The organism is Bacillus sp. RC242 (genome assembly GCF_044908245.1).
GTDB lineage: Bacteria > Bacillota > Bacilli > Bacillales > Bacillaceae_G > Bacillus_A > Bacillus_A mycoides.
Map to the genome: position 1 here is coordinate 66,195 of NZ_JBIYCZ010000007.1, position 22,226 is coordinate 88,420.

16 protein-coding genes are annotated in these 22,226 nt (G+C 36.9%); 1 reads left to right on the forward strand and 15 read right to left on the reverse strand.

The genetic code is table 11. The features are described 5' to 3' along the window. Window positions 1-18 precede the first annotated feature (18 nt). The 12 genes from nagA to iolG all read right to left on the reverse strand — a co-directional run bounded on the left by nagA (window position 19) and on the right by iolG (window position 16,891). Window positions 19-1,224: an N-acetylglucosamine-6-phosphate deacetylase gene (gene nagA / locus ABH957_RS15300; RefSeq protein ID WP_404446591.1), complete on the reverse strand. Its 1,206-nt coding sequence runs from the start codon at window positions 1,222-1,224 to the stop codon at window positions 19-21. Beyond that, a complete protein-coding gene (locus ABH957_RS15305; protein WP_404511786.1) occupies window positions 1,214-2,377 on the reverse strand; it encodes an SIS domain-containing protein in 1,164 nt (387 codons plus the stop codon). Before ABH957_RS15305 ends, nagA begins: the two co-directional genes overlap by 11 nt. A gap of 341 nt (window positions 2,378-2,718) precedes the next feature. After that, window positions 2,719-2,901 carry a hypothetical protein gene (locus ABH957_RS15310; protein ID WP_404511560.1) on the reverse strand — a complete coding sequence of 61 codons (183 nt, stop codon included), beginning with the start codon at window positions 2,899-2,901 and terminating at the stop codon, window positions 2,719-2,721. An 81-nt stretch (window positions 2,902-2,982) separates the two neighbouring features. Continuing rightward, complete coding sequence (locus ABH957_RS15315) at window positions 2,983-3,345, reverse strand: hypothetical protein (protein ID WP_404446585.1); 363 nt, start codon at window positions 3,343-3,345, stop codon at window positions 2,983-2,985. Window positions 3,346-3,418: 73 nt separating this feature from the next. Further along, window positions 3,419-7,375, reverse strand: coding sequence for a TIM-barrel domain-containing protein (locus tag ABH957_RS15320; RefSeq protein ID WP_404511562.1), 3,957 nt, complete (start codon window positions 7,373-7,375; stop codon window positions 3,419-3,421). 903 nt (window positions 7,376-8,278) lie between these two features. Next, window positions 8,279-9,070, reverse strand: coding sequence for a 5-deoxy-glucuronate isomerase (locus ABH957_RS15325; protein ID WP_404511564.1), 792 nt, complete (start codon window positions 9,068-9,070; stop codon window positions 8,279-8,281). 104 nt (window positions 9,071-9,174) lie between these two features. Continuing rightward, window positions 9,175-10,020 (reverse strand): class II fructose-bisphosphate aldolase, encoded by an 846-nt coding sequence (locus ABH957_RS15330; protein WP_404511566.1) that lies wholly within the window; start codon window positions 10,018-10,020, stop codon window positions 9,175-9,177. 88 nt (window positions 10,021-10,108) lie between these two features. Beyond that, window positions 10,109-11,005: a myo-inosose-2 dehydratase gene (gene iolE, locus ABH957_RS15335; RefSeq protein WP_404511568.1), complete on the reverse strand. Its 897-nt coding sequence runs from the start codon at window positions 11,003-11,005 to the stop codon at window positions 10,109-10,111. Window positions 11,006-11,125: 120 nt separating this feature from the next. Next, a complete protein-coding gene (gene iolD / locus ABH957_RS15340; protein ID WP_404511570.1) occupies window positions 11,126-13,066 on the reverse strand; it encodes a 3D-(3,5/4)-trihydroxycyclohexane-1,2-dione acylhydrolase (decyclizing) in 1,941 nt (646 codons plus the stop codon). A 154-nt stretch (window positions 13,067-13,220) separates the two neighbouring features. After that, complete coding sequence (locus ABH957_RS15345) at window positions 13,221-14,684, reverse strand: CoA-acylating methylmalonate-semialdehyde dehydrogenase (RefSeq protein ID WP_404511788.1); 1,464 nt, start codon at window positions 14,682-14,684, stop codon at window positions 13,221-13,223. 77 nt (window positions 14,685-14,761) lie between these two features. Then, the gene (gene iolC, locus ABH957_RS15350) at window positions 14,762-15,760 is read right to left on the reverse strand and encodes a 5-dehydro-2-deoxygluconokinase (protein WP_404511572.1); all 999 of its coding nucleotides are present in this window, start codon (window positions 15,758-15,760) and stop codon (window positions 14,762-14,764) included. A 105-nt stretch (window positions 15,761-15,865) separates the two neighbouring features. Continuing rightward, window positions 15,866-16,891, reverse strand: a complete 1,026-nt coding sequence (gene iolG, locus ABH957_RS15355) for an inositol 2-dehydrogenase (RefSeq protein WP_404511574.1) — start codon at window positions 16,889-16,891, stop codon at window positions 15,866-15,868. Window positions 16,892-17,385: 494 nt separating this feature from the next. Between iolG and ABH957_RS15360 the strand changes: the two genes are divergently transcribed. Beyond that, on the forward strand, window positions 17,386-18,666 hold the full coding sequence (locus ABH957_RS15360; protein ID WP_098805776.1) for an MFS transporter: 1,281 nt from the start codon (window positions 17,386-17,388) through the stop codon (window positions 18,664-18,666). Between the two features lie 89 nt (window positions 18,667-18,755). On the opposite strand, the gene ABH957_RS15365 is transcribed toward ABH957_RS15360, so the two are convergent. The 3 genes from ABH957_RS15365 to ABH957_RS15375 form a co-directional block, all read right to left on the reverse strand. Continuing rightward, window positions 18,756-19,757, reverse strand: a complete 1,002-nt coding sequence (locus ABH957_RS15365; protein ID WP_404511576.1) for a LacI family DNA-binding transcriptional regulator — start codon at window positions 19,755-19,757, stop codon at window positions 18,756-18,758. Between the two features lie 521 nt (window positions 19,758-20,278). After that, a complete protein-coding gene (locus tag ABH957_RS15370; RefSeq protein ID WP_404511578.1) occupies window positions 20,279-20,731 on the reverse strand; it encodes a JAB domain-containing protein in 453 nt (150 codons plus the stop codon). Between the two features lie 512 nt (window positions 20,732-21,243). Further along, complete coding sequence (locus ABH957_RS15375) at window positions 21,244-22,083, reverse strand: hypothetical protein (protein WP_404511580.1); 840 nt, start codon at window positions 22,081-22,083, stop codon at window positions 21,244-21,246. Window positions 22,084-22,226: the final 143 nt, after the last annotated feature.

Sequence of the window (22,226 nt, forward strand, 5' to 3'; positions counted from 1 at the left end):
ATGGATTCATCGTGTCAGTTAAAATCTGCGCACTCCCTCTTTCTGTAAATGGTAGCGACAAGCACCATCAAGGTACGTCGCCATTAATTCCAGTTCAGGGTTCAACACAATAAAGTCAGCGGCGTAACCCTTAGCAATTTTCCCACATTCCTCATCCATCCCAATACTTTTAGCAGGTGCGGTACTAGCCATATAGATTGCTTCCTCTGGGGTGGCAATCCCCCAATCAACGACATTTTTGACTGCATCTTTCAGCTGTAAAACACTGCCTGCTAAACTGCCGTCCTCAAGACGGACCGCACCAGCTTTCACCTCTACAGCAAATTCGCCGAGCTGATAGGGTCCTTCTGCCATTCCCCCAGCCATCATACAATCGGTGACCAAAACGGTTTGATTTCTGCCGCGTGCATTCATTAAAATATTGGCGGCAGCAGGGTGAACATGGTGGCCATCACAAATGATTTCCGCAAAAACATCTTTTAGATTCATTGCAGCTCCGGCCATCCCTGGCTCACGATGGTGGAGCGGGCTCATTCCATTGAACGTATGAACAAAAATCGAAGCCCCTCTCTCAACCGCTTGTTTTGCTTCTTCATAAGTTGCATCACTATGAGCTAACGCTACAGCTATCTCTTCACCGACAGCATATTCAATAAATTCCGCTGCACCCTTTCTTTCAGGTGCAATCGCAATTTTTTTAATAAAATCATTGGATAACCTTTGCCAAACTTTCAACTTTTCAACGGATGGGTCACAAAAATATTTCGTATTTTGTGCCCCTTTATGCTTTTCGGTAAAAAACGGCCCTTCTAAGAAGATTCCTTTAATTTTTGCTCCCCTGACTTTCGTATAATTGGCACCGATCATTTCAGTGACGTGATTCAACACTTCTGTTGAAGAGGTTAATGTTGTCGGCAAAAACGAGGTAACGCCGCAGGAAAGAAGCCCTTCTGAAATCTCATTCAATCCTTGAAAATCATTGTCCATAATGTCGTGATTTCCAAACCCATGAATATGTGTATCTACTAAACCAGGAGCAATCCAATCCCCCGCGTAATCAATGATTTCTGCTGATTCATCAGGCCGATTTTCGGAAAAAACACCGAATTTCCCATCTTTAATTTCCAAAAAACCAGGCCCTACGACCTCTCCCTCAAGAAAAAACTGATCGGCAAAGATAAACATCGACTTGCTGCTCTCCCTACCCAAATTACTAGTATTCATAGATGGTTACACCTTTAACGACACGGTTCACTGTTCCTGTAGGCGACGGGGTATCTGGTGTATTGCCAACCTTTATCGAAGCCAGCAATGAAACCGTCTGTCCAACCATGACAAAAGGCAAGGCCAGATAAGCATCTGGTATAGATTGAGCCTCTCTGCCAAAACTAAATATGTTCCCATCATAATTGCTTTCTCCATCAACCTCGATGGCACATATATAGCTGGAAATATTGTCCTGTTGCATTTCTTTTAACATATCTAAATCGTATTGGCGTGTATAAGGATGGTTGGAAACAAACACAAAAACCATGGACTTTTCATTCACAAATGATTTAGGACCATGCCGGAAGCCTAACGTTGAATCAAAGGTAGTGACTATTTTTCCAGCTGTCAGTTCTAATAATTTTAATTGTGCTTCTCTCGTTAAACCTTCTAAACTACCAGAGCCTAAGTAAATGATGCGGTCAAAATCACGATCGATAATTGCTTGAATGACGTCTTCTCTTTGAATGACACTTTCACCCATTTGCCGAATCATTTTTAAAATGGCCTTTTTTTCTTCCAGGGGCTTAGGATCAAAAATGAATAAAGTCGATAGTGCCATACAAGTATAACTTCCCGTCATCGCAAATCCTTGGTCATTCGATCTTTCAGGCATTAAAAGCAATAAATTATTTTCATCCCCTGCTGCTCGCTTAGCCAATTGGCCATCCTTATTACAGGTAATTGTTAGATGATACAAATCGGTCACAATTTGCTCTGTTAATTGGACGGCAGCAACACTTTCCGGACTGTTGCCGCTTCTTGCAAATGAAACGAGTAAGGTTGGAAAGTCCGCTTTTAGGAATTGATATGGATTGGATACCAAGGTGGTTGTCGGAATACTCAGCAATTCCCACTGTTTTTCATCCACTTTTTCTTTTAGGTATGGAGTGACAAGATCGCCGATATAGGCAGATGTTCCGGCACCAGTAAAAATAACCCGAACTCGGTCGTGTTTCATTGATAATTTTAGTAAAAACTTTTCAATCTCACTGCTTCTATCCGTATACAATGCAAAGGTTTCAGCCCATAAATCAGGCTGCTGTTTTATTTCTGCCGTTGTGATTTGTGCACCTAATGGTACTAATTTTTCTTGACTGAACGTAAACATATCCGAACACTCCTCTTTAAATTCTTTTGAATACTCACAATCCCGCACCAACAACACCATTATTCTGCGCCAGTACATGGAAAGACGAGTTTTCTTTAAAAAATCCATTCCATCCCCTTTTTAACATCGGGTTGATGGTATAAGTTAAATGTACGAGAAACTTATAGAAATTAGACCGTCTAAATAATTAGATTATTTCAATTATTTATATTGTACCACATCAACTTGTAGGGTCAACCCAACAAGTTAAAATATATTAAATTTTCAGATAAAAATTTCGACAACCTATACCCCTTATTTAAAGGTTCTACAAACTTGTTATTTATTAATACTCCTTCCACCTATGCTCCTGATTGCTCTATAAGGTCCGGTGCATCCCAAATTAACGCTGCAATTCTAACCTTCGACATGAATTCACTGATCATCCATTGAATATCCACTTTGACATTTGGATTTGCAGCCTCAAATTCATCGATAATTTTTTCGGATGTCAATCTGTTGCGGTTCCCTTTTGTTCCACTCATAACAGAAATTATGTGTCAGGGTTAACGGATCAACCCTAACACAACTAAGGTAATAAGATATATTTATGTTTATTTCTCTACTTAAGCAGGATTCTTGGCAAAAACTTCTACCTCTGCAACAGATAACATAAGAGGACCACTGTGCGATTCCTGAAAGTTAATCGATAACTTTGTAAATTTAGTTCCAATCGGTATAGCAGCCTCCGCTAAATCGAAAGTTATTGATTTATCGTCAACTTGAACACTTTTTGTACCTAAATCATACTCTTTTCCAGATTCAGTATATACTTTGACACTTAGTGTTTTAATTTTACCGTTTGTGTATTGCGGGCGATTATAAACGATAAATTTATCCAATTCTTGTGGTTTAGTAAAGTTAAAGTCAAAAGGTAACGGTAAAGAAATTCCGTCTTTTTCAGTGAGATTCCATTTCAATTCCGTCAATCAGCTTGGCAAAAGCTGCTGCACCACCCTGCATCTTTTCCCCTTCACCAGTAACTAACATATCTTTATCCGATTATTGTAATTCCTTTGGCTTTTGTGGCTGTTCCACCTCTCCAGGTTCTTGGCCAGGATTTAAAACCTCTCCTATTTTATCAATAGTGTCAAAGGCTGTATTAATCAGTAAGGACCTGGTTATCGGCATATCAAATTGAAGATCTTTCTTAGCCTTTAACTTAATCGTGGCCAATGTCTTCGTACCTTCTAATGTATTTTGCGTTCCCTTATTGGAAAATGCAGCCATAATTCGTTGTTCAGGCTTTCCAATCCCCGCAAGTAAGGAATAATTCAACATATTAGCAGTTTCATTGGAAGCTGAAACAATATTTTTACCGCAAGTCCCGTCAGGCTTACAATCTTTTACTAATTCATATTTGTTAGGGTCTAGCTTTAGTTCTAAGTTGAATGCATTAATATCCTTTAATCCTGCCCCGATTATTTCTACGAAAAATTCCTCTCCTGCTTTTAACTCCTGCTTACTAGGTCTAATATCCAATAATCCGGCAACCGGTTTACCTGTTGCTTGAAGTGGTTTTTGTCCCAATTGTGATGCTACATACATTAAATCGTATGCGTCTATTACACCATTGAAATTAATATCCACCTTTGAAACCTGCTCCCAAGCTTCCGTTTTATCAACACCCATATAGCTGGCAAAGAAAAGCAGATCAGCTTCATCAATTACGCCATTTGGTATATTTTCACCAACTACCATTCCTTCAGTTTTATCCTTTTTGTATGGTCTGAATTCCATTGCACTTCCAAAGCCACCTACAGAGTTTGTAATGGTCAACTTAATATACCTTGCAGTAATATTCCCCTGAAAATCAATAATTTTCGTTTTGTCATTTTTCTCAAATGTTCCATCAGTGATGACGTTTTTATAAGTTTTTCCATCTAAACTTATGTCTAAATTATATTTTAATATCGTACCATTTCCTGCATTTGGTCTTGGAATATACTCAAGCTTATCTAATTCATAAGCTAACTTCATATCAATCTCAAAAGTATGTGGCAGTTTATTACCCGTATCTCCCCATGCAGTATGCCACATTGTTTCATCTTTTCCATCGACAGCTAGAGATGCTTCTTCCCCTGGCTGTTCACTATCAGCTTTTGCCGTCATATCCTTAGGGACATTTCTGTATCGATCAAGCTTCGTTCTTTTTTTGATCTCGTCACTCCAGCCTGATGATCCTTTTGTATTCGTTGCTCTTACTCGATAAGAATGTTCTGTATCAGATGTTAAACCTGTATGAAGATAGGATGGTGCTTGCCCACTATCACTTGACTTAAACACATTTGTATGAACAATACCATCAATCATTAAATCATATGTTGTATTCGAGCCATCAACCTTGTTCCAATTTAATTTAATGTCTCGATCAGTAGTGTTAGCCTCATCAGCTTTTATCCCTGATGGAATCGTTGGTACTTCTTTATCTACTACATCTTTCTTTTCGGTATTATCGAAGCCATCAACTGTAAATGTTATTTTATTTTTCGTAATATCTGTTTTTCCAACCTTAATATATAATTTTGGTGATGTAACAATGTCAGTCTGTTCAAATGGTGAGCCTTTTGTAGAATATTTGTTCAGGTTGGGCTTTTCATTATAGAAGTACACGTTCTCTGAATTGTTATATTCCTCTTCATTCGTAACTTTCCTTAATGCAACATCTTTGTTTCCAACTTTAACCTTTATATCCTTTGGACTTACACGTGTATTAACAATCGCTTCTGTGCCCCTATTTTTAACCATCCCTTTATAGCCTTTTCCTTTTGCGATATCAACGGTTATAACAGCTTTTTCCTTGATTACCTTTGAATTGACCTTCGTTGTTGTATTTTTCTTTTCCTTATACTCAACAGTTTTACCATCATCTTCATATAGAGTAAACTCTGATTCTCCCGATGGATAAACATCAAATATTCTATTTTCCGAACCATTTAATTCATTAATAGAATTATTTTCTGGTGCCATTGGAATAATTGCACCAGCCTTAACAAATACAGGGGTCTTCCACACTGGGGCATTAAAATTATGAAGGACCGAACCTCCCTGATATTGCTTACCTGTAAAATAATCGATCCAAACTTGATCTTTATCTGGAAGATAAATATCGTTCCTTACTTCAGCATCATTAGAGTTTCCATCATATATTGGCGCTACTAATAGATTTGGCCCCCACATATATTGATACTGTGTTTGTGTCCCGTACGTATATGGATCCTTCGGATACTCTAACATCATCCCTCGAACCATCGGCATGGATTTTGATGTAGATTCCTCAGCAATCGTGTAGATATAAGGCATCATTTGTGACTTTAATTTTAAATACATCCTATTAATCGATGTATATGGTTCACCATAATTCCATGGATTTTTAGATTTACTGTAATCATTGCCTCCTGATGCCCAGCCATCCATATCAATTTGGATTGGCGTGAATGCCTTCCATTGGAAATCACGTGTCTGCACTTTTGGATCTCCGCCAAATATACCATCCATATCTGATCCAACGTTTGGATTTCCTGATAATCCTGCACCAATGTAAGTAGGGATATGCATTCTGATGTACTCCCAATTACCGCCATATTGATCACCTGACCATAATGTAGCATAACGCTGCGTACCAGCCCACCCATCTAGCGAAATAACAAATGGACGTGCACCACCTGAATTAGCATCTTTTTGAATTCCTTCTGCTGCTTGGCGTGTGGCATTTAAAGCCATGGAATATCCTTGCCAAACCCATGCAACATCCGTTTTTATTGCTCGAATACCAGCTTTAACTTCCCCGTCAAGGTCTCTGCGTAAAGGGCTATCTCCAGGTAAATTAGGGTCTGGATAGAGATTACTTTGTGTCCATAAGCCTACCTCTACTTTTTGGTCATTTGCTTTATCAACAAATTGCTCCAAATTACCCAATCCGCCATACCCGCATCCATACCCGTCATTTGGTAAAATCCATCCTAAAGGCATATCGTTATCTACATATTGATTTAATGTATTTAACCCATTAGTTAGGAGTGTTCGTTGGTCCTTATGACCATTATGAGTTCCATTAAAACAATCAGCATGTCCTAAATAAAAACCAGTTTTTGGCATAAGGGCCGGTTTCCCGGTTAATTCTGTATATTCGCCAATGATGTTTGGAAGGGAATCATCTACAAAATAATAAGCATCAAATCTGTCTTCATCGTGAGTAAAGGTAGACGTTTTGGTAAAATCATAAACACCCGGCTTAAAAGTATTTCGCATGACTCCATAGCCCTCAGTGCTTAAATAGAATGGGACTGGACTTGATGCAGCTCCTGCATCCCAACCTCCCCCGACTGCAATATTTATGGAATTATTCTTATGGGCATAAAACCCATTCTGTTGACCTCCACCATAAAAATATTCACTTTCTTTTGTGCCGAGGGTTTGAACAGTACTTCCGCCCGAATGTTTTAGCGGTTCACTTTCACTCCAAAGAATCTTTGCTCTTTTTTTATCGTACAAGCTCATCTTTGAAGTAGCTTTATCTACCCTTAACTCTAAAGCATTAGTAGATATTTTATAGGCATTCTTATCTCTTTCATCGACCTTAATGTTAATTTCTCCATATTCCTTTTTGTAATCGCCAACATTTTTGTCGATAATTTTCGTCTCATGCTCAGGTTGATTTGGAGTTGGATATTCTTCAAAAACACCCTTTGGGTCCAAATGCAATCGAAAAACATTATTTTTTAGAAAGTTAATTTTTATTTTTTCTCCTGTTTCTAAGTCAAAGAATACGTTATTTCCTTCTTTCGTAACCTTAGTAATTTTACCTATAGCCTTATAGGTTTGATTGTCAGATACATTATTAATGGAGTACTCCTTTTTAATTGCAGTTGCAGATGCTGTTGGAAGCATAGTAAGCAACATACCCACTGATAAGGATAAGGTTACCAGTTTTTTAAACTTAGCTCGACGTCTTAGCATATTCTACCTCCGAATGTAATAATGGTTTACCGAAAATGAATACTAATAGTCTTTAACTCTTCGTATGGATAATTGGCGTACCAATTCCTAGTGGATCCAATCGCAAGAGAAGAAAGACAGTCCCCTTAAAAACTTAAAAGCTTGCAATTTATCCTGTTTATGAATAACGATCTTTTTTTGACTTGCAAAAAATCATTTATAACACCATCCCTTATATATTTTTATATTTTCTTATCCGAACATATAGTAATTTTGAGTAAAACCTTTATAAAGTCTTAGTTTGAGATTATATGGTGAAAGATAAAATTTGGTATACTAGAAGATTACGTAAAATTTATATTGATAGGGAATTTGTGATTGAGAAAGATTGTCGATGTATACTAGAGGAATGTGCTGTTATTATCAATTCAGCCCTTCGTTTCTTTTCTATTTGTAATGTCCTTTCTGCTTATTGGGATGCATTTTCTGTTTTATTTCTAATATAAGATTTATCATCTCCTCTGTTCTAATTATAATTGAGCGAATTTTCTAACATTTATAATATATAATAAATCGGGTTGATGGGTCAACCCTTTAATGCAAACATTCTGATAGGGGGAGTGTCACATCGCTATCAAGCTAAAAAAATAAAGAGTGAGAGGAATTCATCAAACCTGAAAATTACCTATTGCTATCTAGTAGGTAGGAGATGAATTTCCCTTTCTGCGCATAAATAGGAAAACGAGCACCCTATCGCTATGATTAGGAGTGCTCGTTTTTATTTTTATGGATAATTATCGAATCAATATAGTCTCTCCTAGTAAGTAAAAATTAAATCTACTTCTTAGAAATTTCGTAACTTTATCCTAAAAGATTCAGTTCCTACTTTTTTATACTTTTTTGCACCAGATCCTTTATTTTCGTCTATTCCTTTTCTGGCCAAATTTTCGCGTTTGGTTCTAATAACCACTTGTGGTCTTCCTCCATGATACGATCATTCCATGGATTATACTCAAGATGTCGAATCATCCAACAAAAATACATTGCATATCCAGGCGCAGTTGCTTGCGGGTGGTCTAGCTCACCTGGAATCGTAATAAAGCTATTATGTACGACGCGATAAGCATCCTCACCAACCATTGCACATCCAAATCCCTGCGGCTTGTTAAAGCGATAATAATATACCTCTGGCTGATCATGATGATGCGGTGGATAACTAGACCATCGACCTGGATAAGAAATTACTTCTCCTACTACCATGTTAGAATATGCTGCATTGTTATAGTCAAAAATTGTCCGAATAACACGCTGCGCTGTTCCCTCCCATACTCCTTCTCCAGCTACAACACTTTGACACTCATTTGGAGTATACAACTTAGACGCAAATTCTTGATCATTATCTGTTTTTTGAACAAGCACTTCACTATCTGAAAGAGCAGTAATCGTAACCTTCACATTTTTAGCTACATGTAAACACCAAGGATTTTCTTCAAACACAGACTGTCTTTGAATAACTTGTTCCATTCCTTCCCACTCTAAACGTATTGCCCCTTCTAGTAAAAGAACTGCCGTTTCATTCTTATCATCAAATAGCAACTCTTCTTTTCCATTAGACATCTTATATATGCCTATATCCATTAACATATCACTGCATTGACCGTTCATTTCTGTTAATACATTATACCCTTCATTTAATTCACCTAATTTTCCTAACACGGCTTTCTCCCCCTTTTAATTAATGGCTACTCTATAATTCTCTATCTTTGTCAGCTAACTAAATTTCGAGTTTCTTCTGATATTAATGAAGAAAACCTTTCTGGTTATGCTTTGTTTTCACTTCCGAATATGAGCATATGATTTTTAACGTTTTCGTATGCGGCCTCAATTACATCTTGATGATACGTAAAGTAATCTGAATAAGGAGTATTTAGGGCAGCAGTGTTAACCGCAGCAATTACATTCTGAAACGTCGCTGTTGCTACATTAATTTTACGAACACCATGTTGAATACATTGCTTGAAATCCTCTGGACTAATGCCAGAACCACCATGTAATACGAGAGGAATACGAACTACCTCATTAATCTCCTGCAAGCGGTCTAATCGTAAATCAGGATCTCCATTGTACATACCGTGCGCATTTCCAATCGCAACAGCTAACGCATCAACGTCTGTTTCTTCTGCAAATCGTTTTGCTTCTGTAGTGCTTGTCAGTAACATTTCAATATCTTCTGATCCGTCCTCACTACCACCTACTCTGCCAATCTCAGCTTCTACCGTCGCTCCGTACTGTTTCGCAAGCTCTACAATTTCTTTTGTCTTTTGGATATTCTCCTCTAACGGATAGTGAGAGCCATCAAACATAACCGAACTAAAACCAATCTCTAACGTCTCTTTAATCTTTTCAAACGTCATACCATGATCAAAGTGAACTGCTACTGGGACAGTCGCTTTTTTCGCCGCAGCTACCATCAAAGGGCCAATCATATGAATCGGCGAATGATTCAAACGTACTTCCGCAATTTGTAGAATCAGCGGCGAACGCAACTCTTCAGCTGCTTTAATAGCACCCATTACCATTTCCATATTAGCGACACTGAAAGCCCCGACCCCATAATTCTCTTGATTTGCCTTAATTAAAATACCCTTCATTTGCACTAATGGCATTACACATTCACCTGTTTCAATATTATTTATTAAATAGAAAACAAACGTTTCATCTTTTTACTCCTTATGTAATCTCACCATGCGGAAATTAAAGACCTGCTTTCTCTTGTATAAATTTCCGGGCTTTTAATGCATATTCAAAAGGATTCGCTAAAGCCGGGTCTTGCTCTGCTTCTACTACAAACCAACCCTTATAATCAGAGTTAGCAAGGATAGTAAACACTTCATCAAATACAATTACACCATCTCCGGGAACTGTAAATGCACCATTCTTCACTGCCTGTAAGAAGCTTAAATCGTTTTCCTTTACAGCATCTACTACTTCTTGGCGAATATCTTTTAAATGTACATGTTTAATACGAGGTAAATATTTTTTCAAAATATAAAGTGGCTCTTCTCCTGAAAAAACAAGATGACCTGTATCAAAAAGCAGGGATACAAGATCTGGATCCGTCATATCCATTAACTTTTCAATTTCTGCCGTTGTTTGAACACCCGTACCCATATGATGATGGTATACAATATGTAGCCCCTTTTCCTGAGCTAATTTACCGAGGTGATGTAACCCATCCGCAAGCTTATCCCACTCTTCTTCTGTAAAAACGGGCTTGTTTTGAAATAGCGGTACATCCATTAAACCTTGAATACTATGTCCTTGCTCTGAAACAACGATGACTTTTGCACCCATATCATGCAAGAAATCTCTATGTTTAATAAATGCTTGTGCTGTCTCTTCAAGCGGCCTCGTTGTCAAGAACGCACTAAACCATGCGCTAGCAATCTCTAGATTTCGTAATTCCAAAGATTTTTTCAATACAACTGTATTTCTTGGATATTTATTACCTACTTCACTTCCATTAAATCCAGCTAGTGCCATCTCACTAATACATTGTTCAAACGTATTTTCTGCTCCTACCTCCGGCATATCATCATTTGTCCAAGCAATTGGTGCAATCCCAAGCTTAATCGTGTTTTCTTTGAACATCCCTTGTCTCTCCTCTTTGTAAAATGTTATAGAATATCGCCAATTTCTCTTATCTATTCGTTAAAAAGGGAGCTTTCTATAAATATGCATGTAGATAAAATGCTCTCTTTTTGCCCTAATCTAATAAGATCTTGCCTTTTGCAAGTTACTTACTTTACTCTCATACGCGGCTTGTACACTTTGACTATTAGAAACTTCAGCAACACCTACATGCCACCATGAATCGTATCCATTTGTCATTGTTTTTGGTAATACTTTAATATCAATCAATGTAGAAACTGTTTGTTTTTTCGCATCTATAAGCGCTTCCTGTAATTGTTCTATCGATGTAACACGATACGTTTTTACGCCATATCCAGCCGCGCTAGCTGCAAAATCAATTTTCATAATAGCCCCGTTTAATTTACGAGTTTCCTGGTTTCGGTAGCGAAACTCTGTTCCAAAGCTCCCCATTCCGTTACCCATTTGTAAGTTATTAATACAGCCAAATCCGGAGTTATCAAACAATAAAACGTTAATTTTTTTGTTTTCTTGAAGACTTGTTACGAGCTCGGAATGAAGCATTTGGTAACTGCCATCCCCTACCATTGCATATACTTCTTTCGATGGTTCAGCTAGCTTTGCACCAAGTGCGCCTGCAACCTCATAGCCCATACAAGAGTATCCATACTCCATGTGATATGTATTTGGTTTTCTGGGTGCCCACATTCTTTGTAAATCACCTGGAAGACTTCCTGCCGCACCAACGATGATTGCATCTTCATCAAGTAATGTATTCATTTGTCCAATGACTGCAGTCTGTGTTAATTGTGTACCAAGTGCTTCCACATACTCATTTAAATTTTCATCAAAATGACCTTCGACTTCTGGCGTGAAATCTTGACCTGTAAAGCGAATATTATGTAGACGTGCTAATTCTGTTTCCCAAGCTTCTTTTGCATCAGCGATTTCTGATGTGTAACTAGATTGATAATCAATCGCTTGCAGTTCATCCATTAGAGCAAGAAGCGCTTCTTTTGCATCAGCTATCACCTTCAATGCATCGAGCTTGTTCGCATGAAATTCTGATATGTTGATGTTTAAAAACTCAACCTCTTCATTCTGGAACAATTGCTTAGATGCCGTTGTAAAATCAGTAAATCTCGTCCCGATTCCAATAACAAGATCCGCTTCCTTTGCAATTGTATTGGCTGCTAAATTTCCAGTTACTCCGATGCCACCAAGATTATATGGATGGCTGCTTTCAATCGCACTTTTCCCAGCTTGCGTTTCTCCAAATGGAATGCGGAATGCTTCAGCAAACTGTTTCAGTTCCTCTGCTGCCTCTGCGTACCTTACACCACCACCACAAATCATAATTGGCTTTTTCTTTTTCTTTTTCTTAATCATTTCCACCGCATCCGCTAAACTGGCTTTTGTAGGGAGACGACGTTCAATACGGTGAACACGCTTTTGGAAGAAGTAACTTGGAAAGTCCCACGCTTCGCCTTGGACATCTTGTGGTAAACAAATTGTTACAGCTCCTGTATCTGCCGGATTCGTTAAAACGCGCATGGCTTGAATCATAGCTGTCATCAATTGTTCAGGACGGTTCACCCGGTCCCAGTACTTACTTACTGCACGAAAAGCATCATTCGTAGAAATAGATAAGTCATGTGTTTGTTCAATTTGTTGAAGAACAGGATCAGGTTGCCTCGTTGCAAATACATCACCTGGAAGTAGTAAAACGGGAATATTATTTGCAGAAGCAGTTGCAGCAGAGGTAATCATATTTGCTGATCCAGGACCAACAGAAGAAGTACATGCCATAATTTGTTTTCTATGTTTTTGTTTAGCAAAAGCCATCGCAGCATTTGCCATCCCTTGTTCATTTCTCCCTTGATATACTTCTAATTCCCCTGCATCTTCTTCTAAAGCTTGACCTAGGCCTACTACATTTCCATGACCAAAAATCGTAAAGATTCCCTTAATAAATTTTTGTTGTTCTCCATCAAACTCTACGTATTGCTGATTCAAAAATTTCACCAAAGCTTGTGCCGTCGTCATTCTAACAGTTTGCATATTGTTTGCTCCTTTCTATCTCTATCATTCATCCTGCATATGAAAAAGGAGTATTAGGAATTTGATAGACTCCTAATACTTCCTTCTTATGTTTAACTACTTTCGTTACTATCGCTTACGAACAACTAGAGAGATTCTACTTCTCTCTTAATGATTACTTTTCCCAGCGAGATGTAAGCATTTTCTTTCTAGTATAAAACTCAACGCCGTCCGTACCATTCGCATGAAGATCACCATAGAAAGAGTCTTTCCAGCCAGAGAACGGGAAGAATGCCATTGGTGCTGGTACCCCAACATTGACACCTAACATACCTGATTCAATTGTTTCACGGAATTGACGTACACTTGCTCCGCTATCTGTATAAATACAAGCTCCATTTGCAAAGCGAGACTCATTCGCAATTTCAATTGCTTCATCTAATGATTTCACACGAACAATGGATAAAACAGGAGCAAAAATCTCATCTTGCCAGATTTTCATTTCTTTTGTAACATGGTCAAAAATTGTTGGGCCAACGAAGTAACCAGCTCCTTTTACAGCTGTATCTTCGCGTCCATCACGAACTAATGTAGCGCCCTGTTCTACACCTGAATCGATGTAACCAATTGTGCGCTCTTTATGGTTATCACGAATAACTGGTCCTAAAAATACATCTTCGTCAAGACCATTTCCGATCACAATTTTGTTTGCTTCTTCTACTAATCTACCAACTAATTTATCTGCAATTTCTTCTTCTACTGTAACAACAGAAGCAGCCATACAACGCTCACCAGCTGAACCGAACGCAGCACTAATAATTTGCTTTGTTGCTAGTTCAAGATTCGCATCATTTAATACAATGGAATGGTTTTTCGCACCCGCTAATGCTTGAACACGTTTTAAGTTTTCTGTTCCTTTTTTGTAAACGTATTCTGCGACAGGTTGAGAACCTACAAATGAAATTGCCTTCACTAATTTATGTTCAAGAAGACCGTTTACTACATCGTGTGCGCCATTTACGATATTTAATACACCTTTTGGTAAACCTGCTTCTTCAGCTAATTCCGCTAATTTTGCCGCTAGAAGTGGTGTACGCTCTGAAGGTTTTAACACAAATGTATTACCGCAAGCAATCGCAAGTGGAAACATCCAGCATGGAACCATCATTGGGAAATTAAAAGGTGTAATCCCGCCTATAACACCAATTGGGTAACGATACATACCAGACTCAATACCTGTCGCAATATCAGGAAGCTGTTTTCCCATCATTAATGTAGGAGCACCCGCTGCAAACTCCACACACTCAATACCACGAAGAACTTCACCGTAAGCTTCGTTATAACTTTTTCCGTTTTCAATCGTAATAAGTTTCGCTAACTCTTCCCAGTTATCTACTAATAATTGTTGATATTTAAATAAAATACGAGCACGTTTTGGCACAGCTGTTTTAGACCAAGATTTGAACGCTTCATTTGCTGCTAATACAGCTTGTTCAACATCTACTTTTGTTGAAAGTGGTACTTGAGCGATTACTTCTCCTGTTGCAGGATTATATACAGCTTCCATCTTCGTTGAAGAAGATTCTACCCATTCGCCGCCAATGTAGTTTTTTACAATTTGTGCTGTTTGTACTGTCATATTCATTCTCTCCCTTTTATGTAATGTAGAAGCGTCCATAGGATACGCCCTTACTTGATTACTCATTTATGATGTTTCTATACAATTTCCTCAGCCGTTTCCATGAATGCAGAAATCTCTGCCCTTGTTGGCATTGCATCAGAACAGCTATGTTTAGAAATAACGATTGAAGCAGAAGCGCCACCTAATCGCATCGCTTGAGGAATCTCAAGCCCTTGCATTAGGCCATAAATAAACGCAGAAGCATACGAGTCACCAGCACCAAACGTCTTTAATACCTTTGTTTTAAAGATACCGCCTCGGTGTGATTGACCGTCTCTCGTATAAGCGATTGAACCATCCCCGCCGTGCTTAATTACTACGATTTTCGCATGATGAGAAAACCATCTTTCAGCCGTAACTTGGTCATTAGATTGTTCATAGTTTAATAGTTTTTCCATCATATCGAACTCTTCACGCGTTCCAATAATGACATCAGATTTTTCAGCCGCTAGATTGTAATACAAAGCCGTTTCAGCTTCTGACTGCCATGTATACGGGCGGTAATCAACATCAAAAAATACGACTACATCATGCTTACGCGCATATTCTAGCGCTAAAAATACCGCCTCGCGAGAAGGACTTTTCGCTAAAGCTGTTCCTGAAATTAAGAGAGCTTTTGATTGTTTAATATAGTCCTCAGAAACTTCTGTTGGATCAAGATTTAAATCTGCGACATTGTCGCGGTACATTAAAATACTGCAATCTTCAGGACTTTTAATTTCTGTGAAAGCTAAACCTGTCACTGCACCAGTGCGATCAATACATATCTGATCCGTATTAATATTGTTGTCCTTTAAGTACCCTGTAATAAAGCGGCCCATTTGATCATCGGACACTTTACCGATAAATCCTGTTTGTAAGCCAAGACGCGCCGCACCAATCGCAATATTCGCAGGAGATCCCCCCACATACTTAGTAAATGTTCTTGTTTCTTCCATAGGACGTTGTGTTTCATTGGCATTTAAATCAACGCATAAACGTCCAACTGCAATTAGATCTAATGGACAATCTTCTTTAAAAATAAGTGGATTCATCGTTACTACCTCCCGTGCTTTATGTAAAGGTAAATGATATGGTTCAGAAATTTTTATAACCATACGATTCACTGCTCTTTAAATTTCTAGAAGTAAGCGCTCTCTTTATTGATTTAATGCAGGCTGTTTATGTTCAATTTGAACAGGTTTTCCTGTTAGTAAAGATTCCTTCGCAGCTTTCGCAATTCGTTCTGCTTGTAAACCATCATTACCACTGCAAATAACAGCTTGTCCTTCTATAATTGACTTTGTAAATTGTGTTACTTCCTCAATGTAAGCCTGTGTATAGCGCTCTAAGAAGAAATAAAGTGGCTTATCTTTTACAACACCTTCTGTTTTTGACACTTGCACAGTTGTTGGGCAGCAATTATCAGCAGCGACCGCTCCTTTTTCACCAAACACCTCAAGACGCTGGTCATATCCATAAACAGCTTGGCGGCTATTATCAATTACCCCTAAAGCTCCATTCGCAAATTTCAATGTGACAATTGCTGTATCAACATCATTTACTTCTTGAATGGATGGATCAATTAATGTTGTACCATATGCAAATACTTCAACAACTTCACTATTCATCACATACCTAGCCATATCAAAATCATGAATCATCATATCCATAAACAATCCACCGGAAGAACGAACATATTCTATACTTGGCGGTTGTGGATCTCTAGACGTAATTTTTAAAATATGTGGGTGTCCCACTTCTCCTTGTTGAATAAGATCATAGACTTTTCTGAAGTTAGGATCGAAACGGCGGTTAAAACCTACTTGAAGAGATACTCCTTGTTCTTTTACTACTTCTAATGCATCTAATGTTTCTTCTACCGAGAAACTAACAGGCTTTTCGCAGAAAATATGTTTTTTCGCAAGAGCCGCTTCTTTAATAATTTGCGCATGTGTATTTGTTGGTGAACATATAAAGACAGCATCAATTTCTGGATCTGATAATAAATCCTGATAGTTAGTTGTAAGAGTGGAAATCCCTTTATCCTCAGCCCACTTTTCTAGATGACTAATCACTACATCTGAAACCGCTTTAATTTTTACTTGTGGCATAAGCTGCAAATTATCAACATGCAGTTTCCCAATTCGTCCAGCACCAATAATCCCAATCGTTAAAACATTCATATGATTTCTCCCTCTTTATTTAAATTTAAGAAACGAAATGAAAGTCTATAAGGTTTAGCGTAATAAATTTAGTTAAGCGCTTTCCCTATTTTTCTTCATTATACACACTTGATTATAAATTGAAAACATTTTTATTTTTTGAATACTTTTCTTTTTATTCGAATTTCAAATTCCCTCAATATACGTACTACGTCCATATACAAATTAATAATTAGAAACAAATGATCTAAACAGCTACAAATATATTCTTTTAAAATACTGATATAACAAAGGAAATTAAGCCTTTTAAATATTAAACTCCCATCTATAAGTTATTTCTTTCTTTTCATACTCACAATTATTTTAGTATCCGATAAGTAAATAGATTGCGCCTTATGAAAGAAAGTTGTAAATTGTCAAAAAATTTCATTGACGACCTCATAATGTAAGCGTATACTTTTTTTATCAAAAGTAATTAAGCGCTTAACCAAAAATAATTTATCGGTGGTGGGAGAATGAACGCAATTGGTTCAAACAAAACATTTATGGACAAGATTGGTATCCCTTCTAATTTAACTTGGGGATACATAGGGATTATTGTTTTTATGATTGGGGATGGTTTAGAACAAGGATGGTTATCCCCTTATCTCGTTGAGAATGGCTTAACGCTAGAACACGCTGCTTTTCTGTTTACCATTTACGGAATTACTGTATCTGCTTCTTCCTGGTTTTCGGGGGTATTTGTACAAATGTGGGGACCAAGAAAAGTAATGACGTTTGGTTTAGTATCATTCATTTTAGGCTCCATTGGGTTCATCGGTATAGGAATTCAACATATGAATTATCCCGTTATATTACTTTGCTACGCTCTACGAGGATTCGGTTATCCCTTATTTGCTTATTCTTTCTTAGTTTGGGTATCTTACAGTACTCCTCAGCAAATGCTCTCAAGGGCAGTTGGATGGTTCTGGTTCGTATTCCAGCTTGGACTTAGTGTTATCGGGGCCTTCTATTCTAGCTATATGGTTCCTAAAATCGGGGAAATCGCTACTTTATGGAGCGCCTTAATTTTTGTTGTCGTCGGGGGATTATTCTCAATTGTTGTAAATAAAGATAAATTTAAAGCACAAACCGTAAGTGCTAACAAATCAGGTGAACTACTAAAGGGCATTACCATCGCATTTGAAAATCCTAAAGTTGGTATAGGTGGTATTGTCAAAATTATAAATTCAGCCGCTCAGTTTGGATTTGTTGTTTTCCTGCCTACTTATATGATGAAATATAATTTTACGATGACTGAATGGCTACAAATTTGGGGTACTCTCTTCTTTGTAAATATGGTGTTTAATATTATTTTTGGTATTGTTGGAGACAAGTTTGGCTGGGTAAATACGATTAAATGGTTCGGAGGAGTCGGTTGCGGAATTGTAACCCTTGCACTCTATTATGTACCACAAATGGTAGGACATAATTATTGGGCTATATTATTTGTTGCATGTTGCTACGGAGCAACACTTGCCGGTTATGTACCTCTTACAGCTTTAGTACCATCTTTAGCTCCTGAAAATAAAGGAGCCGCGATGTCTGTATTAAATTTAGGTTCAGGATTATCAGCATTCGTTGGGCCATTAGTAGTAACTGCATTCATCGGTCCATTAGGTGTAGGCGGCGTGATGTGGATCTTTGCTGGCTTGTACTTCTTTGGCGCATTTTTAACTCATTTCCTTACTATTCCAAAGGAAAATGAGATGAAACAGGATCTAAATACGAAAAGCGGAGAGCAATTCTCAGTATAAATTCTTAATAAAAAAGAAGGTCATCATAACTTCTCATAGTTATGATGACCTTCTTTTTTTACATTCAAATAGACCACTAAAGAAACCTATCATGTAATATCCTTAACTGAGGATCGTTCTACCAATTGCGGTATAATGGTAATTTTTTGCTTAGCATGCGCCTTCATTTCCATCGTTTTTAAGAGTTGTTCAAACGTACAGGCTGCCATTTGTGTAATTGGCTGTTCAATCGTCGTTAACCCTGGATCAGCAATCTCAGCATAGATAGTATTATCAAATCCGATAATTGATAAATCTTCCGGAATCGAAAGCCCTTGTTTTCTTGCTTCATTCATAAGGCATATCGCAATTAAATCTGTACAAGCAAAAACCGCTGTAGGCCTGTTAGGCAAGCTAAGTAATTCTTTACTTGCACGTTTGCTATCTTCCACTGTCGAATAGCAGCTAATAATAGCATCATCATCTAACGAAACCCCTGAATCTGTAAGAGCTTGTTTGAAACCATTCAGTCTTCCTAAGCTACTTTTTCTATCCTTCTCCATCATAATCGTTAAAGATGTATGGCCTTTCTGCGTTAGATAACTTCCAGCTAGATAGCCTCCCCTCATATCATCAGTTGTCACAACATGAGTCGTGATGGAAGGATGATCTACAGTGAATAATACGAGTGGCAAATCCCGATTCACGATTTTTTTAACAAGTTTATAATCATTTAGCTCCGTTGCAATAATAATGCCATCTACTTGCTTTTTAAATAATAAATCAATGTATTCGTACTCACGTTTTGTTTGATGGTCTGTACTACATAAAATGAGTGTATACCCTGATTCTCGTGCACTATTTTCAAAAGCTCTTGCTACTTCTGCAAAAAATGGGTTTGAGATATCTGGGACAAGTACCCCAATCGTATATGTTTTTTTACCTGTTAACGCTGCTGCTACACTACTTGGTTGGTAATCTAATTCATCCATTATTTGATTTACTTTGTTTATTGTTTTTTCACTTATACGTCCTGTTTGATTAATTACCTTGGATACAGTTGCTATTGATACACCTGCTTTTTCCGCAACATCATAAATTGTTGGTTTCACTTTAATTATCCCTTCTTAATCATCTTTTTCTATATTTTATCATAAAAATATTTTGCTTCTTGGTACACAACAGGAAAACTTTTAATATTTGTAAGTAATTGTATCCTCATGCGTGGTACCTCTCATTAACATAACAACTTGTTCCAAGTGGATATTTCAACTTATAAACATGCCCATGTATTAAAAGCTTTTTACAAGCAGTATGCTTCGAGAAAATAGAAAAAAACACTTTAACCCGGTCCTATTTCTATTTATATGTTATCAATTAATAAACCTTTAACCTATTATTTTTCGCTTTAGGCAGAACCCATCTTGGTAGTTTAATAAGCATAGAGATTTTTCCTTTTACCCTTATTTCTCATCTCCGAATCTGTCTATTTCTACGAATTACATATGCTGGACACATTTATGAATTGCTTTTACAAATAAAAAAGAATAAGAAGATCCGTGCGAGTAAACGCTTTAGAATCTTCCTATTCCTCCATACACGCCCTTAATTATAGTTGGCTTATTTCTTTGTATTAGATAATCCCCTTTTTCATTAAACTTACATAGCTGTTATCTCCAATGATGACATGATCTAGAAGATGGATACCGATAATAATCCCACATTCTTTTAATCGCTTAGTTACTTCGACATCTTCATGTGATTCCATGCTATGTCCTGATGGATGATTATGAAAACATACGATTGAAGATGCGTTGTTTAATATTGCTGTGCGGAACGTCTCACGCGGGTGAACGAGCGATGAATCAACAGTTCCTTCAAACACAATGCTACAGCCAATAATTTCATTCTTTGTATTTAAGTTAAACACACCAAAAATTTCATTTGGTCTTGATTCTATATCAAATATAATCTGCGCAAAGCGTACAGCATCCGCTGGACAGGTGATTTTCTTTTTCTCAATATCATAAATACGATTACTGTCTTTCACCAACTTTACAGATTGAACCAAAATTTTCTTACCCATGTCCTTCTCCTTTCGAAATAAAAAAGACGAGACTGCTCCTCTCATCCTTTTTCACCTTCTTTTGTATTTTGAAATTCAAAATTATTATTTTCCTACTACAATTCTTAATAATTTAAGATAATCTATCACATCCTTTTTAGTTTAGTACTTGTCCTATTCCTACAACGCAAAAAAACCTTCCAGGAATACATTCGTATTACAAATTAGCGTATATGTTTTATACACTTCTTTGTAATGAATCGTAAACCCGAAAGGTTTGTGGTTATTTAGGAATGATTAAAAAGGAAAAAATTTCTTGATATTATTATATAACATATAAAATATTCTTTCAATTCCATTTTAAAATCTTCAACGACTTTCCTATTAGTTTTAAACAAGTAGTTTCACTATAATCTAGTGGAAGCAACTACCTTCTAAGAATCTTCATTCTTTTTAAACGTGTTGGAAGCCTAAGATGAAATACTTTAAATAGTTATCCTAATTTTATACTGTTTTCTAATACCATTTTCCACTTAAATAAGTATTAATTTATCCATAGCAATTCTAGAGAATTTGCGAGGTGCTATAGGTAATATTTTTAAGTTGAATTGTTGAATTTCACTCGGTTCAAAATACTGATCACAGTAATAATTATGATACTGTGCTACCCATTCATATTTACTATAAAGCTTATCATTATTATTTTTTTTATACACACTTAAATTGCTAAATACAATATCTTTATGCTGTTGTATTTTTTGAATATATTCGCTTTTATCTCCCGTCATATATTCATATTCCTCTTTAAGGCCGTATAAATAATTAACAAAAACTATATCATCAATATCTTTTAATAAATGCAAGCTTTGTGGCGCCTCTCCCGATTTTCCATAATAACCCAAATGTTTCGCTACCATTCTAACCATTTTCTTACTTAAAATAATTCTAGGATAATTGGCACTACTACATTCTAAATTATGTGCTTCAATTAAAGCTGATCCATACGCAAAATCATCATCACCATAATAATCCCCTACAGCTACTCCACCTCGTAAAAAATAGCCATTCATTGTCATTTCTAATTGATAATTAATAAATGACATAAATAGATTACCAGATTGCCCCTCACCATCTTCAAATATTGGATATGCCAATATAACATTGTCCGTAAACGTTTTCAATTGACCTTGTGGATTCATAATCTTCAGCTCTGCATATTGATTTTTAAGAATTGTATGAAGATTTTTCAATAGTTGATTTCCATGTAGTCGATTAGGTGATTGCAAAATCAAATTCGAGAATCCTAAGATATCAGTAAAACAAACTATTGAATCTAATAAACTTGGATTATCAGGATTATATTGAGGTAACATATTCATTCCACCTTATTTTTTCTATAAATATTCCCTAATAAATATAATATCTTAAAAAGTTATTTTTAATCAAACCTTTCTTACTAATTAATATACTTAGTACATCATATCAATCGTTCATATATGAACAGTCGTATAAAGCA

Excerpts from the sequence above, each read along its gene's own strand:
- nagA (WP_404446591.1), bottom strand. The coding sequence starts at position 1,224 with ATGAATACTAGTAATTTGGGTAGGGAGAGCAGCAAGTCGATGTTTATC.
- ABH957_RS15305 (WP_404511786.1), bottom strand. The coding sequence starts at position 2,377 with ATGTTTACGTTCAGTCAAGAAAAATTAGTACCATTAGGTGCACAAATC.
- ABH957_RS15310 (WP_404511560.1), bottom strand. The coding sequence starts at position 2,901 with ATGAGTGGAACAAAAGGGAACCGCAACAGATTGACATCCGAAAAAATT.
- ABH957_RS15320 (WP_404511562.1), bottom strand. The coding sequence starts at position 7,375 with ATGCTAAGACGTCGAGCTAAGTTTAAAAAACTGGTAACCTTATCCTTA.
- ABH957_RS15330 (WP_404511566.1), bottom strand. The coding sequence starts at position 10,020 with ATGCCATTAGTGCAAATGAAGGGTATTTTAATTAAGGCAAATCAAGAG.
- iolE (WP_404511568.1), bottom strand. The coding sequence starts at position 11,005 with ATGTTCAAAGAAAACACGATTAAGCTTGGGATTGCACCAATTGCTTGG.
- iolD (WP_404511570.1), bottom strand. The coding sequence starts at position 13,066 with ATGCAAACTGTTAGAATGACGACGGCACAAGCTTTGGTGAAATTTTTG.
- ABH957_RS15345 (WP_404511788.1), bottom strand. The coding sequence starts at position 14,684 with ATGACAGTACAAACAGCACAAATTGTAAAAAACTACATTGGCGGCGAA.
- iolC (WP_404511572.1), bottom strand. The coding sequence starts at position 15,760 with ATGAATCCACTTATTTTTAAAGAAGATTGTCCATTAGATCTAATTGCA.
- iolG (WP_404511574.1), bottom strand. The coding sequence starts at position 16,891 with ATGAATGTTTTAACGATTGGGATTATTGGTGCTGGACGAATTGGGAAA.
- ABH957_RS15360 (WP_098805776.1), top strand. The coding sequence starts at position 17,386 with ATGAACGCAATTGGTTCAAACAAAACATTTATGGACAAGATTGGTATC.
- ABH957_RS15370 (WP_404511578.1), bottom strand. The coding sequence starts at position 20,731 with ATGGGTAAGAAAATTTTGGTTCAATCTGTAAAGTTGGTGAAAGACAGT.
- ABH957_RS15375 (WP_404511580.1), bottom strand. The coding sequence starts at position 22,083 with ATGTTACCTCAATATAATCCTGATAATCCAAGTTTATTAGATTCAATA.